Annotated in this window: 10 protein-coding genes; 6 read left to right on the forward strand and 4 right to left on the reverse strand. The window is 64.7% G+C overall.

All coding sequences use genetic code 11. The features are described 5' to 3' along the window. Positions 1-797: 797 nt before the first annotated feature. Both MF134_RS13255 and sthA read right to left on the reverse strand, forming a co-directional pair. Positions 798-983: a hypothetical protein gene (locus MF134_RS13255; protein WP_255339951.1), complete on the reverse strand. Its 186-nt coding sequence runs from the start codon at positions 981-983 to the stop codon at positions 798-800. A 235-nt stretch (positions 984-1,218) separates the two neighbouring features. Further along, positions 1,219-2,643: a Si-specific NAD(P)(+) transhydrogenase gene (gene sthA / locus MF134_RS13260; RefSeq protein WP_255339952.1), complete on the reverse strand. Its 1,425-nt coding sequence runs from the start codon at positions 2,641-2,643 to the stop codon at positions 1,219-1,221. Between the two features lie 289 nt (positions 2,644-2,932). Between sthA and gshB the strand changes: the two genes are divergently transcribed. From gshB to MF134_RS13280, 4 genes are all read left to right on the forward strand, one after another. Next, positions 2,933-3,871: a glutathione synthase gene (gene gshB / locus MF134_RS13265; RefSeq protein WP_255339953.1), complete on the forward strand. Its 939-nt coding sequence runs from the start codon at positions 2,933-2,935 to the stop codon at positions 3,869-3,871. Between the two features lie 161 nt (positions 3,872-4,032). Further along, positions 4,033-4,776 carry an SH3 domain-containing protein gene (locus MF134_RS23855; RefSeq protein WP_304363763.1) on the forward strand — a complete coding sequence of 248 codons (744 nt, stop codon included), beginning with the start codon at positions 4,033-4,035 and terminating at the stop codon, positions 4,774-4,776. Between the two features lie 168 nt (positions 4,777-4,944). Continuing rightward, complete coding sequence (locus MF134_RS13275) at positions 4,945-5,850, forward strand: sugar kinase (protein ID WP_255339954.1); 906 nt, start codon at positions 4,945-4,947, stop codon at positions 5,848-5,850. A gap of 292 nt (positions 5,851-6,142) precedes the next feature. After that, positions 6,143-8,917, forward strand: coding sequence for a tetratricopeptide repeat protein (locus MF134_RS13280; protein ID WP_255339955.1), 2,775 nt, complete (start codon positions 6,143-6,145; stop codon positions 8,915-8,917). Here the strand turns inward: MF134_RS13280 and leuC are convergent, their stop codons facing one another. After that, positions 8,918-10,366, reverse strand: coding sequence for a 3-isopropylmalate dehydratase large subunit (gene leuC / locus MF134_RS13285; protein ID WP_255339956.1), 1,449 nt, complete (start codon positions 10,364-10,366; stop codon positions 8,918-8,920). Positions 10,367-10,471: 105 nt separating this feature from the next. Further along, positions 10,472-10,714 (reverse strand): hypothetical protein, encoded by a 243-nt coding sequence (locus MF134_RS13290; RefSeq protein ID WP_255339957.1) that lies wholly within the window; start codon positions 10,712-10,714, stop codon positions 10,472-10,474. Between the two features lie 226 nt (positions 10,715-10,940). Here MF134_RS13290 and MF134_RS13295 point away from each other — a divergent pair, with 226 nt between their 5' ends. Both MF134_RS13295 and MF134_RS13300 read left to right on the forward strand, forming a co-directional pair. After that, the gene (locus MF134_RS13295) at positions 10,941-17,261 is read left to right on the forward strand and encodes a hypothetical protein (RefSeq protein ID WP_255339958.1); all 6,321 of its coding nucleotides are present in this window, start codon (positions 10,941-10,943) and stop codon (positions 17,259-17,261) included. A 14-nt stretch (positions 17,262-17,275) separates the two neighbouring features. Then, complete coding sequence (locus tag MF134_RS13300) at positions 17,276-17,854, forward strand: invasion associated locus B family protein (RefSeq protein ID WP_255339959.1); 579 nt, start codon at positions 17,276-17,278, stop codon at positions 17,852-17,854. Positions 17,855-17,866 lie beyond the last annotated feature (12 nt).

The raw sequence follows: 17,866 nt of genomic DNA on the forward strand, positions 1-17,866 counted from the left end.
GCGTACATTAGCCGGGTCGTTCGAACCGGGTTGATGTCTGATCCGCTTTGTCGATTTGGCGCATCACGTACTTTAGATGGCATTGTTCTCCTAAAAAGCGGCGTCGAAATAGACTACGAATCTGACTAGAAATCACTCACCCGATCTGAGTGGGGAACACGGCTGGCAAACTTCAAGCGCATCTTCGGCGAGACAGATACCTCACTCATGTTTCCAGTCGCAGAGCTAGAGAAGATGAGAGATCTTCGAAACCAATTTGCCCATGGTTTCGGTCGCTCCCTGCATGTGCCTGAGCCTTCCGATCTGGTGGATCGAGTTTCGGGTAAAATTTCGCATTCAACGCTTCTAAAGTATCTAGCCATATTTTCGAAGTCAGCAAGCGCTATTGATCGCTATCTAATTAATAAATGCATCGGTTCGTTCGAGGTGATTCATCTGTATCACTCCTGGCGACCCACCAATACAGCCAAAAATGCCCGAGACTTCAAAAAGCATTTGATCGTCAATGGATTTCCAAACGCAAATGTCTCATACTGCAAAGCACTGATAGTATTCTACGAGAGTGTATGAACGTCTTTTCCAGTGCAGGCGTTCAACCAGCCTCACCGTCCAGATCAAGAAGCGCCCGTCTGTTTCCACCATGCGACGGCAACGGTTGAAATGACGGTGAAGGGCAGAGGGCCGCAGGGCAGCTTTCAACAATATCGTCAAGAAGCAGCCAGTCCGCAGTCGGCCCATAGCTACAACTGCGACTGGGCCTCCGATGGGTCAGACGCGCAGCGGCTCGGAGTTTTCGCTCAGACAACGCCCTCAACGTAGAGCAGGATCGCGCAGATAATCACGGCACAGAAAACCAGAAACCATTTGCCAGAGCCTTTCCCAAAACGAACCCGCTTGTCGGCAATAGGCATACCATCGTGGAGGGTCGACGGAGCGGTCGGGCCAGTCCTGGTAACGGTCTCTGTCTTGCCCTTGTTTGTCATTCAGGTTCCTCCCGGTCTGGCTGGGTCACTTCGACTTCATCAGAACTATTGCCGGTTCGGTTGACAGCAATAACCCCCATTTATCGTCTTCGAAACGGTAGCTTTCCGCTAGTTTTGCTCCAAGGCTGCTGGTCTCCTTCCGGCTCAGCTCAGATCCCGCTCGTCCCTCTCGTCGCGGCCAATCAATTCGAGCTCATCTTTACCAACGCCCCGAGAAAGCGCTATCGCTTACCCCTCACACGTCGCCCGAAATATGCGGTGCCGCGTCGATGACGGCCATCCGGTTATACGCATCCAGCGCCGCCACCTTGTAGGCTTCCGCCAGCGTCGGATAGTTGAAGGTGTTCTCGACGAAATAGTTCAGCGTGCCTTTGAGGTTGAGGACGGCCTGACCGATATGGATCAGCTCGGTCGCGCCTTCGCCGACGATGTGGCAGCCGAGCAGGCGCTGGGTCTTCAAGGAGAAGATCATCTTCAGCATGCCCTTGTCGAGGCCCATGATGTGGCCGCGCGAGGTCTCACGGAAGCGCGCGACGCCCACCTCGTAGGGGATGCCGCGCTCGATCACTTCGGCCTCCGACATGCCGACGGTCGACATTTCCGGCACGGAATAGATGCCATAGGGGAAATATTCGGGCGGCTCGTGCGCCGTCGCGCCGAGCGCGTGGCAGGCGGCGATGCGGCCCTGTTCCATCGAAGTGGAGGCGAGGCTCGGAAAGCCGATCACGTCGCCGGCGGCATAGATGTGCGGAACGGACGTCTGGAGGGTCTTCGGGTCGACTTCGAGGCGGCCCCGGTGATCGGAGGCGAGACCGCAGGCCTGAAGATCGAGGCTGCCGGTGGCGCCCATGCGCCCGGCGGCAAACAGCAGCATGTGGCTGCGCACCTTGCGGCCGCCTTCGAGGGCGATCTCGCAGAGGCCGTCCTCATGCCGGGTGACGGCCTCCACCTTGTTGCCGAAGCGCAGCGCCATGCCGGCATCGCGAAGCTGATAGGTGAAATCCTGCACCAGTTCGCGGTCGATGAAGTCGAGCATGGAGTTGCGCGGCTCGACCAGGGTGACGCGCACGTCGAGTGCCTGGAAGATGGTCGCGTATTCGACGCCGATCACGCCCGCGCCGATGACGGCAAGCGACCGGGGAAGCCTCGGGATGTCGAGGATCTCGTCGCTGTCGAAGACGGTCTTGCCGTCGAAGGGGATGTAGTCCGGGCGAAACGGCACCGTGCCGACGGCGATCAGGAACTTGTCGGCCGAGTAGCGGTGCATCTCGCCCTCGTCGCCGGTCACCTCGATGGTATGGGCATCGATGAAGCGCGCCTCGCCGCTGGCGGTTTCCACCCGGTTGCGAGCGAACTGGTGTTCCAGTACCTCGACCTCGTGGGTGAGCGTCAGCTGCAGGCGGGTGCGCAGATCGTCGGCGGTGATATCCTGCTTGACGCGGTAGGAGCGGCCGTAAAAGCCGCGCTCGCGCCAGCCGGAAAGGTTCAGCGCCGTCTCGCGCAGGGTCTTGGACGGGATCGTGCCGGTGTGGACGGACACGCCCCCCACCTTGCGGCCGCGCTCGACCACCAGAACGTCGCGGCCGAGCTTTGCCGCCTGGACCGCGGCGCGGCGCCCGGAAGGGCCGCTGCCGATGACGATGAAATCGTAGTGCTCCACGCGAGTAGCCTCGAAGCTGCAGGGACCGTTCGTTCGGCGATGTCGGGCGTCCCAAAACGCCGCATCGCCCGTTTTGTCAGGCAAAAAACATGCCGTTGCTTGTTCCGGCCTGATCCCGGTTCGAAATCGCACCAGGCGGGAGGGCTTGTTGCCCAAGATGTGACCGCTGTGCCGACAATACGCCCGTTCGCGATCGGGGAACGGGGCGGCCACGCCGGCGGCCATTGCCAGTCCCCACAAGCAGCGCTACCACCTGCCACAACGATGACTTTAAAGCGGAGATGCCACCATGGCGCTCGATGTCGCGGTTCAGATGGATCATGTGTCGTCCATCTCGATCAAGGGAGATTCCACCTTCGCGCTCTGCCTCGAGGCGCAGAAGCGGGGGCACAGGCTCTTCCACTACACGCCCGACCGTCTGTCGCTGCGCGACGGCAAGGTCACCGTGCGCGGCGAGACGATGGAGCTGAGGGAAGAGGAGGGGAACCACTACACCCTCGGCACCCAGGAGAAGTTCAGCCTGTCCGACGTCGATGTGGTGCTTCTGCGCCAGGACCCGCCCTTCGACATGGCCTATATCACCTCGACGCACATCCTGGAGCGCGTGCAGCCGAAGACCCTGGTGGTCAACGATCCGGCCGCGGTGCGCAACGCGCCGGAAAAGGTCTTCGTCACCGAATTCCCCGATCTGATGCCCGAGACGCTGATCACCAAGGACGCGGCGGAAATCATGCATTTCCGTGCCGAGTTCGGCGAGATCGTCATGAAGCCGCTCTACGGCAATGGCGGCGCCGGCGTCTTCCACATCACCAGGGAGGATCGCAACATGACCTCCTTCATCGAGACCTTCGGGCTGATGTTTCGCGAGCCCTATGTCATCCAGCGGTACCTGAAGGACGTGCGCCAGGGCGACAAGCGCATCATCCTGGTGGATGGCGAGATCGCCGGCGCCATCAACCGCGTCCCGGCCGAAACCGACGCGCGCTCCAACATGCATGTGGGCGGCCAGGCGACGGCGACGGAACTCACCGACCGGGAACGCGAGATCTGCGAGCGGATCGCCCCGGCCTTGAAGAAGAACAATCTGCTCTTCGTCGGCATCGACGTGATCGGCGGCTATCTGACCGAAATCAACGTCACGTCCCCGACGGGCATCCGCGAGGTCAGCCGCTTCGGCGGCCACGATATCGCGGCGATGATCTGGGATGCGATCGAATCCCGGCTTTAGAGCCGGAACCTTTGCCACGGGTCCTGCGATCTTTGCGATCGGTTAAGATGAACGGCAGATAACGGCGGCGTTCCGGAACAGTTCGGGTAGAATATGTTTTTCTCCTCATAAGAAGGCCGGAAGCGGTTCGGCCTCGAAGAATTCGGGCAGGAGGGAAACCCATGAAGCTCAGTCTTTTCGCAGCTGCCATTCTCGCCGGCACCATGGCCGTGCCGTCGCTGGCCGCAGCGTCCGAGCGCGCCATCGCCACCACCGACGTCAATCTGCGCGCCGGGCCGTCCACCGACTATCCCGTCGTCGACGTCGTCGGCAGCGGCGATGCCGTTCGCGTCTTCGGCTGCCTCGAGACCCGCTCCTGGTGCGATGTGCGCTACCATGGCCAGCGCGGCTGGATGTCGGCGAACTACATCGCCTATGCCGTCCGGCGCGGTCGGGATCGGGCCTTCGATCCCTATTCCGCCCCGGTGATCACCTTCTCGGTCGACGGCTATTGGGGCGACCATTATCGCGGCCGGGACTTCTATCGCCAGCGTGATCGTTACGACCGGCGCCATCGGGACGACTGGGGCGATCGTCGCGGCCGTCGGCACGACCGGTTCGACGATCGCGACGATCGCCGCCCGGGCTGGGGACGAGGGTCTGAATGGCGCGACCGCAGACCCGACTGGCGCGACCGTGGCCCGGATCGTCGGGGAGACCGCCGGCCGGACTGGCGCGACCGGGACGGCCGCGGCCCCGACTGGCGCGACCGTCGTCCCGACCGCGGCGACGACCGCTTTCGCCGCGGGCGCGACGATGATCGTGGCGGGCGCGGTGATCGGGACAGGCGTGGAGCAGAGGGGCGTGACCGCGGCGACGGTAAGCCGCTGATCCGCCTGCCCTTTGGCATGAAGCCCAACGACTGAGAGTGAATCAACTCAGATTAGCGGGCTGGCTCTGCAAGAGCGGGCTCAACGTATCGACGGCGAGAACTTCAGCGTGAGACCCGCTTTCGGAATCGGGTCTCACGCTGGTCTGATGCTTTAAGAATCGGCGCGTTTTCTCCTTCTGCGCCGGCAGTGCGGAGTGATGCGTTGAACGACAAGACTGAAGGCCGCCTCGTCGCGATCGGCGAATGCATGGTCGAACTCTCGGTGGCGGGCGAGGGGCTCTACCGAAGGGGCTTTGCCGGCGACACCTTCAACACCGCCTGGCATCTGAAGCGGCATCTGCCCGCCGGCTGGCAGGTCGCCTATCTGACGGCGCTCGGCACCGATACCGTTTCCGACGAGATGCTGGCCTTCTTCGAGGCGTCCGGCGTCGCGACCGACACGATCCGGCGCATCCCCGCCGCCATGCCGGGGCTCTACATGATCCATCTCAAGAATGGCGAACGGACCTTCTCCTACTGGCGCGACACCTCGGCTGCGAAGCAGCTCGCCGGCGACGCGGCGCATCTCGAAACGGCGCTGGCGGACGGCGACGCTCTCTATTTCTCCGGCATCACCCTCGCGATCCTGCCAGACGAAGACCGGGCCCGGCTGATCGCCCATCTCGGCCGCGCCAAGGAAGCCGGGCGCATGGTCGCCTTCGACCCCAATATCCGCCCCCGCCTCTGGCCGGACATGGACGCGGCCCGGCGGGCGATCGAGGCGGCGGCGAAGGTCTCGACCCACTGCCTGCCAAGCTTCGACGACGAAAAAGGCGCGTTCGGCGACGAGACGCCAGCCGCGACCGCCCGGCACTACCGCGATCTCGGCGTCAGCGAGATCGTCGTGAAGGACGGCGCGAAACCGGCCTTCTCGCTCTCGGCGGATGGCGAGGAGACGATCCCCTCGGTCACATCGGTCGAGGTGGTGGACACGACCGGCGCCGGCGACAGCTTCAACGCCGCCTATCTCGCGGCCCGCCTCTCCGGCGCCAGCCCCGCCGACGCCACCCGCGCCGGCCACCGCCTCGCCGCCCGGGTGGTCGGGGGGCATGGGGCGCTGGTGGAGTAGGGGGTGAGGCTGGCGCCATCGTTTGAGATAGTGAACCGACATCGACGCATCGATCTCCCCCCTTGCGGGGGAGATGCCGGCAGGCAGAGGGGGGTAAGCCTGCCGCCACCATTCGAATGCCGGCGCCGCACCCCCCTCTGGGTTGCCACCCATCTCCCCCGCAAGGGGGGAGATCGGGCTAATCGCATGGCTTGGCTCTCTACAAAGGAAAGCCCCGCATGCTGCCCGCAGACGTTGCGTCTGTTTCATTTCAACGCCATCTTTGTCCCGGAGTGTCTTTTCGGGAGCAGGCATGGCGGATCCGATCACGCTTGGCGGGCTGGCGCTTTGGGGGCTGGGTGCCGCGGCGGGTGGCGCGCTGGGGTCGACGACCGATCGTGGCCTTTGCGGCGTCCTTGCGGGTTTGCGCAACAAGGTCACGGCCTGGAAGGGCCTGCCGGCCAATCATCACGTCGCCCGGGCCGTGCAGATCGCTCATGCCCAGGCGCTTGAGGTTCTGATCAAGGACTTCCGGAAATCCGATCCGGGCGGCTGGGATAGACTGCCCAGTGCCGAGCGCGCCTTCTACGACGAAATGCTCGCCGAATGCCGCCGTCTCCATCGTTATGCCGAAGAGGCCAAGGAAGGCGATCTCCAGTTCGACCTCAACACGACTCTGGCCGGCACCATCGACGCGGTTCTGCTTGCGCCCCATCAGGGGCCGGCCGGCGAGCGCGCCGCCGCCTTGAAGGACGGCGCCGAGGATCAGGCGCTTGCCGCCTTCCGCGCGATCTTCGCCGAGCGGCGCCTGACCGAGCCACCGGGCTTCGAGGCGCATTTCCGTTCATCCGAGCCCGGCAAGGGCTATGTCGCGGACTTTGGCGGATTCATCGCCCGGCAGATCAAGACCAACGATGTTTTCCGCAACATTTACGTCGTTGAGGGTCTGGCCGAGATCAAGGCGCTGGGGCTCGATGTCCTGACGGTGATGCTGCGGATGGAAGCGGCCTTCGTGCCGGCGCTGGAGCACCTTGAGCGGCAAATCGCGGAAGGGTTCGACACAGCGCAGAAGGATCGCGACGAAAAGCACGAGGCGGTTCTTCAGGCGATCGCGGCCAGGAATGGCGTCCCGCCCGAAAATCTCCGCCCGCTCTTCGAAGCCGTTGGTCGGGAGGTGCCCGAAGCGCGGTTCGAGGAGGCCATCCGCGCCGCCGTCGCCGATCTCCTCAAGCGGGCGGAGCAACGCCCCCAGGCCTTCAACGATCCGATCGAGGTTCAGGCGGCGATCAAGGCCGCCCGCGCCAAGCTGCGTCAGCTCGACCCGGACGGTGCCGTGGCGATTCTCGATCGCGCCGAAGCCGAAGAACAGGAGGCCGATGCCGCGCGCAAACGCGGCCGCGCCCGCATGCGCATGGAAAAGGCGGAAATCCTCAAAGCCGTCTACCGCTACGATGAGGCGCTCACCGCCTTCGCCGAGGCGGCGGCCCTCGATCCCGCCGCCCCCTGGCCGCATTTCGAGAGCGGGGACATTTGGACCCTCCGCGGCGACATCGGTGAGGCTTTGTCATGTTACGACGCTGCCGAAAAGGTTGCTGATCGCCATGGACTTCAGCGCGACTTGTCGATCGCCTGGAGCAAGAAGGCGGATGTTTTGGTAAAGCGCGGCAGCTTGTCCAAAGCGGTCGCGGCATACGAAAAATGTCATGCAATCCAGGAGGCGGCAGCTTTTGAGGACCCCGTGAATGGCGTGCTGCAGCGTGATCTTTCGGTGAGCCACGAGAGGATCGGCGAGGTTCAGATCGCGCAAGGCAAGCTTGAGGAGGCGGCCACCGCGTTTCAGGCGATGCATGACATTCTTAGCCGTCTGGCCGGGGCGGACCCCTCGAATGCCGGTCTGCAGCGCGATCTTTGGTTGAGCTATATTAAGATCGGCGATGTTCGGATCGCGCAAGGCAAGCTTGAAGAGGCCGCCACCGCGTTTCAGACGGGTCTCGCCATCGCCGAGCGTCTGGCCGGCGGGGACCCCTCGAATGCCGGTCTGCATCGCGATCTCTCGGTGAGCCACAATATGATTGGCGACGTTCGGATCGCGCAAGGCAAGCTTGAGGAGGCCGCCACCGCGTTTCAGACGGGTCTCGCCATCGCCGAGCGTCTGGCCGGCGGGGACCCCTCGAATGCCGGTCTGCAGCGCGATCTTTCGGTGAGCCACGAGAAGATCGGCGACGTTCGGATCGCGCAAGGCAAGCTTGAAGAGGCCGCCACCGCGTTTCAGACGGGTCTCGCCATCGCCGAGCGTCTGGCTGGTGCGGACCCCTTGAATGCCGGTCTGCATCGCGATCTGTCGGTGAGCCACACTAAGATTGGCGAAGTTCGGATCGCGCAAGGCAAGCTTGATGAGGCCACCACCGCGTTTCAGGCGAGTCTCATCATCGACGAGCGCCTGGCCGGCGCGGACCCCTCGAATGCCGGTCTGCATCGCGATCTGTCGGTGAGCCACACTAAGATTGGCGAAGTTCGGATCGCGCAAGGCAAGCTTGATGAGGCCGCGACCGCGTTTCAGGCGGGTCTTACAATCAGGGAGCGTCTGGCCGTCGCGGACCCCTCGAATGCCGGCCTGCAGCGCGATCTGTCGGTGAGCCACAATAAGATCGGCAACGTTCGGATCGCGCAAGGCAAGCTTGAGGAGGCCGCCACCGCGTTTCAGGCGGCGCATGACATTCTCAGCCGTCTGGCCGGCGGGGACACCTCGAATGCCGGTCTGCAGCGCGATCTTTCGGTGAGCCACGAGAAGATCGGCAACGTTCGGATCGCGCAAGGCAAGCTTGATGAGGCCGCGACCGCGTTTCAGTCGGGCCTCACGATCAGGGAGCGTCTGGCCGTCGCGGACCCGTCGAATGCCGGGCTGCAGCGCGATTTGATCGTCTCTCACTGGAAGCTTGGTGCAGCCGGTGTGGAGCCTTCGATGCACTACCAGGCGGCACTCGCCATTGCCCGCGACCTCGAATCGACCGGCCGGCTGGTACCGACCGACCGTGACTTTGTGCCGAGGCTCGAACGACTGATGCGCGAGGCCGGCGGTTCGTCCTGATTACTCCGCCGGCTCCAGCGTTTCCGCCTTGCCCCATTCCCGTACATCCACGAACCGCCCCGCGATCGCCGCCGCCGCCGCCATCGCTGGCGACACGAGGTGGGTGCGGCCCTTGGAGCCCTGGCGGCCTTCGAAATTGCGGTTCGAGGTGGAGGCGCAGCGCTCATAGGGGGCGAGGCGGTCTTCGTTCATGCCGAGGCACATGGAGCAGCCGGCCTCGCGCCATTCGAAGCCGGCGTCCTTGAAGATCTTGTCGAGACCCTCGGCTTCCGCCTGCAGCTTCACGAGGCCGGAGCCCGGCACGACCATGGCCGAGACGCTGTCCGCCACCTTCCGGCCCTCGACAACCTTCGCGGCGGCGCGCAGATCCTCGATGCGGCCATTGGTGCAGGAGCCCAGAAACACCCGGTCGATGGTGATGTCGGTCATCTTCGTGCCGGGGGTGAGGCCCATATATTCCAGCGCACGCTGCTTGGACTTGCGCTTGTTCTCGTTCTCGATGTCCTTGGGGTCCGGCACGACGCCATCGATGGTCGCAACGTCTTCCGGCGAGGAGCCCCAGGTGACGATCGGCGGCAGATTGCGGGCGTCGAGCTTGACCACCTTGTCGTAATGGGCGCCGGGATCGGAGCGCAGCGTCTTCCAGTAGGCAACGGCGCGCTCGAACTCTTCGCCCTTCGGGGCGCGGGGCTTGTCCTTGATATAGGCGAAGGTGGTCTCGTCCGGTGCGATCAGGCCGGCGCGGGCGCCGCCTTCGATCGACATGTTGCAGATCGTCATCCGGCCTTCCATCGAGAGCTGCCGGATCGCTTCGCCGGCATATTCGATGACATAGCCGGTGCCGCCGGCGGTGCCGATCTCGCCGATGATGGCGAGGATGATGTCCTTGGCGGTGATGCCTTCGGGGATCGGCCCGTCGACCTCGACCAGCATGTTCTTGGCCTTGGACTGGATCAGCGTCTGGGTGGCGAGAACATGCTCCACCTCCGACGTGCCGATGCCGTGCGCCAAAGCGCCGAAGGCGCCGTGGGTGGAGGTGTGGCTGTCGCCGCAGACGATGGTCATGCCGGGCAGGGTGAATCCCTGTTCGGGGCCGATGATATGGACGATGCCCTGGCGGTCGTCGGCGGCGTCGAAATATTCGATGCCGAAATCGGCGGCGTTCTTCGCCAGCGCTTCGACTTGGATGCGGCTTTCCTCGTTGCGGATGCCTTCCTTGCGGTCGGGCGTCGTCGGCACGTTGTGGTCGACGACGGCGAGGGTGCGCGCGGGCTGATGGACCTTGCGGCCGGCAAGGCGCAGACCCTCAAAGGCCTGCGGGCTCGTCACCTCGTGGACGAGATGGCGGTCGATATAGATGAGCGACGAGCCGCCCTCCTGGTTCTCGATCAGATGGGCGTCCCAGATCTTGTCATAGATCGTCCGCGGTTTCTCGCTCGGCATGGTCATGGTGTCGGGTTCTCCTCGGGCGGCGGCGCGGATGGTGCAAGCGCGGCCCTGTCGCGTGTCATGTCTTGAAAGGGGCGGAGGCCGCGAAGAGCGGCGGCGCCGGTCTTACCAGCCGCCGGCCAATGTCAGCCGATAGAAGAAGCGGCCGGGCAGGCGTGCGCGGTCGGAGAGCTTGGCAAAGCCCTCGCTCGTCGGCAGCTTCACACGCGCAGGCGGCGCGGGCCGTCTCTTTCCCAAAAACATCGTCACGTTCGAAAAATAACAATTCGAACCGGCACTGACAATGTCGCGCGTAGGGCGCTCTGCCGAAAGCCTGCGTGTGCCGAGTTCTGCCGTCCGCCGCATCATCCGCCACCCATCGCGGACGCCCCGTTCTTCGACGGGCCCGTGATCGGATGCGATGCGAATCTGTCACAACCAATGCACGCTTTGACTCTTCGTAACTTATCAAAGATTGAAAATACGGAGGCTTTCAGAGTATCAATTCAACCTATCAGAGAATTAACTCCGCCCTGCTTCTCTTGCGGGAAGTTGACCTGGGGGTTGGCGGAACATTGGAGTGGGGATGGAAGACATGCCGGTTTCGAGCAAAGGTCAACGCGACACGACATTGATTGCGTGGAAGGGGAGGCTTCTGGCGAGCACAATGCTGGCGGTGCCGGCCGCCGCATTGCTGGCAGCAGGGCTCGCTGCCACCCCCGTCGCGGCTCAGAGCCTCAGCTGGGATCCGGTCGGCGGCAATACCCAGGTGGATGGCGGCTCCGGCACCTGGGACAGCTCGGCCGGCAACACCAACTGGACCACCGACGGCGGTACCACCAATCAGAATTGGACGCCCGGCTCTTCGGCGGTCTTCGGCGTGACCGGTGGCACCGTCACGGTCACCTCCAGCGAGACTGTCGGCGGACTTGCCTTCGAGACGGACGGCTATCTGGTCACCGGCGGCACGCTCGCGCTGGATGGATCGGTCTCCGCGACCGTCGCCAATGGCGGCCAGACGGCGACGATCGCGTCCGATCTTGTCGACGCCGACCCGGCGACGGCGAGCGATCTTGCGGTCGACGGCGATGGCACCCTCGTCCTGTCCGGCGCGAACACCTTTTCCGGCACCACGACGGTCTCGTCAGGCGCGCTCGAAATCGGCGCGACGGGCAGCCTCGTCTCGGACGTGGTCAACCAGGCGGCACTCGCCAATGCCGGCACGATTGCGGGGCTGAACAATGCCGGCACGGCGACCAATGCCGGGACCGTCGACAGCGTCGACAACTCTGGTGCCTTCACCACTTCCGGCACGGTCGCGAACGGTCTGACCAACAGCGGCACGGTCACGGCGACCGGCGGCGCGGTCGACGGCGGGATCGTCAACGATGCCGGCAGCTTCACTGCGACGGGCACGGTCACGAGCGACGGAGCCTTCGCCAATGCCGCGGGCGCGACGCTGTCCATCGCTGCGGGGGGCGACTACACGATCGGCGACACGGTAACCAATGCGGGCGTCGTCTCGGTCGACGGTTCGCTGGAAGTGACGTCTGGCGGCCTCGTCAACCAGGCGTCGGGCACGATCCAGAACTCCGGCACGGTGACCAGCGACCTCGCCAATGCCGGACTGGTGACCAATGACGGCACCTATAATGGCGATGTGACCGCAAACGGCGGGATCATCGCCAACAATGGCGACTGGACCGGCGACGTCACATCCAACACCGGTATCCTGCGCAACAACGCCGGCGGAAGCTGGACGGGCGACGCCACCAATGACGGCGGCATCCTGGTCAACGCCGGCGGGTGGACCGGCGACGTCACCAATACCGGGACGTTTTCCAACACCGCCAGCGGCACGCTGACCGGCGACCTGACGAACGATGCGGGCACGGCCGCCAATGCCGGCACGATCGACGGCAATGTCGCGAACGCCGCCGATTTCACCAACACCGGCACGGTGTCCGGCGAACTCGCCAACACCGGAACGGCGACCAATGGGACCAGCGGCACGATCGCGTCGGCCACCAACAGCGGCACGCTGACCAATGCCGGCACGATCTCGGGGGTGCTCGTCAACAACGGCGGCACCACCACCAACACCGGCACTGTCGGCGGTGCGACCACGATCGCGGATGGCAGTATCGTCAACGCGGCGGGCGGGACATTGTCCGGCGCAGTGTCGGTCGATGGCGGCACGCTTGCCAATCAGTCCGGCGCGAGCGTGTCGAACGACGTGAGCGTGGCGGGCGCCGGAGCGCTCGACAATGACGGCCAGATTACCGGCAACCTCACCAATGCCGGGACGGCAACCAATGCGGGTTCGATCGGCGGTGACGTCGCCAATACCGGGGCCTTCACCAATAGCGGCACGGTTGCCGGCGCCCTGACCAACAGCGGCACGGCGACGAACGAGGCGTCGGGCTCGCTCGCTTCCGCCAGCAACAGCGGCACCTTCGTTAATAACGGGTCGATCACCGGCGATCTGACGAATACCGGCGGAACCACCACGAATTCCGGCACGGTCGGCGGCACGACCACGATCTCGGCTGGCAGCGTTGTCAACAATTCCGGCGGCGCTCTGTCGGGCGGGGTTGCCGTCAACGGCGGCAGTCTCGACAACAATGGCGGTGCCACCGTTGCGGGCGGCGTGACGATCGCGACGGCCGCGAGTGCCAGCAATGCGGGTACGATCGCCGGCGGCGTCGCGAATGCGGGTGTTTTCACCAGCGAAACCGGCGGCCTGGTCGCGGGCGGGCTGACCAATGACGGCACTGTCATCGCGGCTGGCGGCACCATCGACGACGGTATCGCGAACAATTCGAGCTTCACCGTCACCGGCACTGCCATGAGCGGCGGCGACTTCGCCAACGCGGCCGGTGCGTCCCTGGACATCGCCTCCAGCGGTGACTTCACGGTTTCCGGGGCGCTGACGAACGCCGGAACGGCGACGATCGCTGCGGGCGGGGCGCTCGATGTCTCTGCGGCCGGACTCGAGAATCAGGCTTCCGGAACGGTGGCGAATGCCGGGTCCGTGGAAGGGGATGTCGTCGCCAATCTCGGTGAGATCACCAATTCCGGCGACTGGAACGGTGACATTCAGTCGAATGGCGGCACGATCGTCAACACGGGCATCTGGAGTGGGAATGCCACGACCGGCGGGACGCTTTCGAACGCCGGAATCTGGACCGGCGACATCGCCAATTCCGGCACCTTCACCAATGCCGACGGTGCCACGCTCGCCGGCGATCTCACCCAGAGCGGTGGGAGCACCACGAACGCCGGCATCATCGCAGGCCTGGCGACGATCAATGGCGGCAGCTTCGGGAACCAGGCGACCGGGACAGTCGAGAGCGATCTCGTCATCGCCACAAGTGGCACCGCCACCAACGCGGGAACGATCGACGGTGACGTCTCGAATGCCGGAACCTTCACCAATCAGGCCGGCGGCGTGGTCTCGGAGGATTTGGACCAGAGCGGCGGCAGCAGCAGCAATGCCGGCACCATCGCAGGCACCGCAACGATCAATGGCGGAACCTTCGACAACCAGGCGGGTGGAACGGTCGGGGAAGATGTCGTCATCGCGGACGGCGCTTCGGCGACGAATTCCGGCGCGATCGGGGACGACGTGTCGAATGCCGGCAGCTTCACCAACAATGACGGCGGGAGCGTCGGCGGCAACCTGATCCAGACGGCGGGCACGAGCACGAACGCCGGAACGATCGACGGCTTCGTCAACGTGGATGGCGGGACATTCGCGAACCAGTCCACGGGCACGATCGGGCGTGACCTGACCATCGCCGATGGCGCGTCGGCGACGAATGCGGGGACGATCACCGGCGACGTCGCCAATAACGGCAGCTTTATCTCTCAGACCGGAGGCAGCGTCGGCGGAAACGTCACCAATGCCGGAACCGGAACGGTGACGGCCAATGGCGGCACGCTCGGCGGCAATGTCGTGAACGCCGGCACCGTGACCGTCGCGGGCGCCGTGACGACGACCGGGCGGTTCGACAATCAGGAAAACGCCGATCTCTTCGTGACGGCGGCCGGAGCCTACACGGTCGGTGGGCTCGTGACGAATGCGGGCACGATCACCGTCAACGGCTCGCTGGACGCAACGGCGGGTGGTGTAACCAATCTCGCGACCGGGCAGATCGTGAACAACGGCACGATCTCCGACGATCTGATGAATGCCGGCGCGGTCACGAATAACGGCGTCTACAACGCGGATGTGGCCTCGAACACGGGCACGATCGACAACAACGGCACCTGGAACGGTGCCGTCGAGGGGAACGACGGAACGATCTCGAACAATGCCGGCGGCACGTGGAATGGCGCGGTCGAGGAAAACGATGGTGCGATCCGGAACGCCGGAATCTGGAACGGCGAGGTCCTCTCCAACTGGACCGGCACGATCGATAACGCCGGCATCTGGAACGGCGACTTCAGCAATGACGGCGGCACGGTTCGCAACAGCGGCACACTGAACGGCACGCTGGCGAATTCGGCGGGAATGACCACGAATACCGGCTTTATCGCCGGCCTGGTGTCGGCCACGGGTGGCGAGGTCGAGAATAACGCCGGAGGAACGCTCTCAGCGGGCGCGACGGTCGCAAGCGGGGGGCTTCTCGACAACAACAGTGGCGGCACGATCCTGAACGGGGTGACGATCACCGCGCTGGGCGAGGCGACCAATGCGGGCGCGATCTCGGGCGGGGTCGCCAATGGCGGCACCTTTGCCAACGAGGCGGGCGGCTCGGTCGTGGGCGGTCTCGATAACAGCGGGACGGCCACCAATGCCGGAACCATCGACTTCGTCGAGAATTCAGGCGACTTCGGCAATGCCGGGACCGTGACGGGGACGCTGACCAACACCAGCGGCACGACGACGAACACCGGCATGGTCGCTGGAAACGTCACGGTTCAGGACGGCACCGTCGCCAATGCGGGCGACTTCGGCTCAGATGTCGCCGTCAATGACGGTCTATTCCAGAACGCCGGGACCGGCTCCGTCGCGGGCAACGTCACCATCGCCGCGGCTGGCACCGCCACCAATGCGGGAACGGTCGGTGGGACCGTCGACAGTGACGGCAGCTTCACCAACCAGACCGGCGGCACCGTCGGCGGCCGGGTGACCAGTTCGGGCACCGGGTCGAACGAGGCCGGGGGAACGCTCTCGGGCGGGCTGACGGTCGACGGCGGCACGTTCCTCAACGCCGGCACGATCGGCAATGGCGTTCTGGTCGATGGAGGCACGTTCACCTCGACCGCCACGATCAATGGCGGTCTGACGAACAACGCGGCCGCGCTCCTCTCCGGAACGCTGAACGGCGACTCGCTCAATACCGGCAGTTTCAGCCTGATCGGGGATCTGACCGGCAATGGCAGCTTCGCCAACAGCGGTCTCTTCACCGGCAATGGAAACGACTTCACCGGTCTGACCAGCTTCACCAATTCCGGCAGCCTGGTGCTTTCAGGCGGCGAGACGTTCGGCGCAGCGAGTTTCACCAACTCCGGAACCATCGATCTCGGCCAGAACGACGCGGTCGCGGACACCTTCACGATCGACGGCGACCTCGTCTCGGCGGGGGGCAGTTACCTTCTCGACATCGACCTCGGCCGCGACAATGCCAATGGCGAGCAGCTCAGCGATCTGATCATCGTCAACGGGGACCTGACCGGAACCGGCCAGGTGGTCTTCGACCAGCAGAGCCAGGCCTTCACGCTGCAGGAGAACCCGATCGCGGTGATCACCACCGGCGGAAGCAGCGCCTCGTCCAGTCTGACGGCCGCGAACCTTCCGATCGACGGCAGCCTGATCGAATACGACTTCGTCAACACGGGCAGCGGCTACGCCGTCGTTTCCTCGGTCAACGCCTCGGCCGGCGGCGTCGCCAGCAACATCGCGCTGGTGCAGTCGCTGCTCACCACGGTGGTCAACCGTCCGACCAACCCCTTCGTCAGCGCGCTGGTCTACGAGACCGAGGACGGCACCTGCACGCCCGGCCTCTGGATGCGCGGGACGGGCGGAACGGCCTCGGCGGAAGGCACGACGACGAACCAGATCGGCAATTCGGCGACGAGCGATATCGACGTCGACTATGGCGGTGTCCAGTTCGGCGCCGACTCCAACTGCGTCAGGCTTGGCGAAAGCGGCATCGACCTCGCGATCGGCGCGACCGCCGGCTACAATGGTGGCACCACCTCCCAGCCGGTGATCACCAACGGCGTCGAGACCAGCGTGACCGAGGCGGAGTTCGACCAGCTCTTCGCCAGCCTCTATGCCTCGGCTTCCAAGCCCGTGGGCGAGGGCACGCTGATCGGCGACCTGCAGTTTCGCTATGGCCGCACCGGCTTCACCTTCAACAACCGCGCGACGAACCCCGGCGGTCCGTCGCTCGGCCTCGGCAATTCCGATCTCGACTCGAGTCAGGTCGGCGTGACGGGCACGGTGTCCTACTCGATCCCGCTTGCGAACGATTTCGGCTTCGTGCCGACGGCGGGCCTCAGCTACTCCCACATCAGTTCGAGCGCGCTCGAATTCGACGATGGCTCCAAGCTGCAGGTCGAAGACTATGACAGCCTGGTCGGCTTTGCCGGCGGCACGCTATTCAAGACCTTCATCTCCGAGGCGGCGGATTCAGCGGTCCGGCCCTTCGTCACCGCAACGGTCTACAACGAGTTCGGTGGCGATCTCGACTCGCGGCTGACCGCGGCGGGTGCGAGCCAGAGCCTGACCTCCGAGGGGATCGGCACGTTCGGCGAGGTGAGCCTCGGCATCGACGCGCTGCGGCTGTTCGACGGGACGGCCGGTCCGATCAAGCAGCTCAATGCGAATGTCCGCGGCGACGTGAAGTTCTCCGATCAGGTCGAAGCCTACAGCCTCACCGGCCAGATCCGGCTGAACTTTTGAAGGAGGCGGGGAGGATGACCAGGACAGCCCCGGCCTCCGCCAAACTCGGCATCGTCGCAGCCGTTCTGTGCCTCGTCCTCGGCCTCGGTTTCGCGCTCGCTCCTGCCGTCAGCCAGGCTCAGAACGGCCAGTCGGGCGGTGCGGCCGAGGCCGCCCGCCCAGAGGCGCAGGCACCGGCGCCAGAGGTCAGGCAGCCCTGGTCGGTCACCTGCGCGGCCCCGGCCAGAAGCGCCGACCTCGTCTGTACCATGCAGCAGTCGCTGCGGGCGCGGGCGACCGGACAGCGGCTGTTTGCCGCCTCCGTTGCCAAAGGCACGGAAGGCGGCCAACCGCAAATGCGGCTCAGCCTGCCGCATGGGGTCGTCCTGACGGAGGGCATCGAACTCTGGGTCGACTCGGGCGATCACCGGCAGGTGGCGATCCGCACGGCCGATCAGAATGGCAGCTACGCCAGCCTGCCGCTCGAGCCGGCGCTGATCGAGGCGATGAAGTCCGGCCGGACGCTGAATGCCGGCGTCGTCCGTGAAACCGGGGGCAAGGTCGTCTTCCAGCTTTCACTGGCGGGCTTCACCGCCGCCTTCGAGAAGCTTTGAGAGAAGGGCGCT

The sequence above is a fragment of the Jiella marina genome (genome assembly GCF_024359545.1).
Classification (GTDB): Bacteria; Pseudomonadota; Alphaproteobacteria; order Rhizobiales; family Rhizobiaceae; genus Jiella.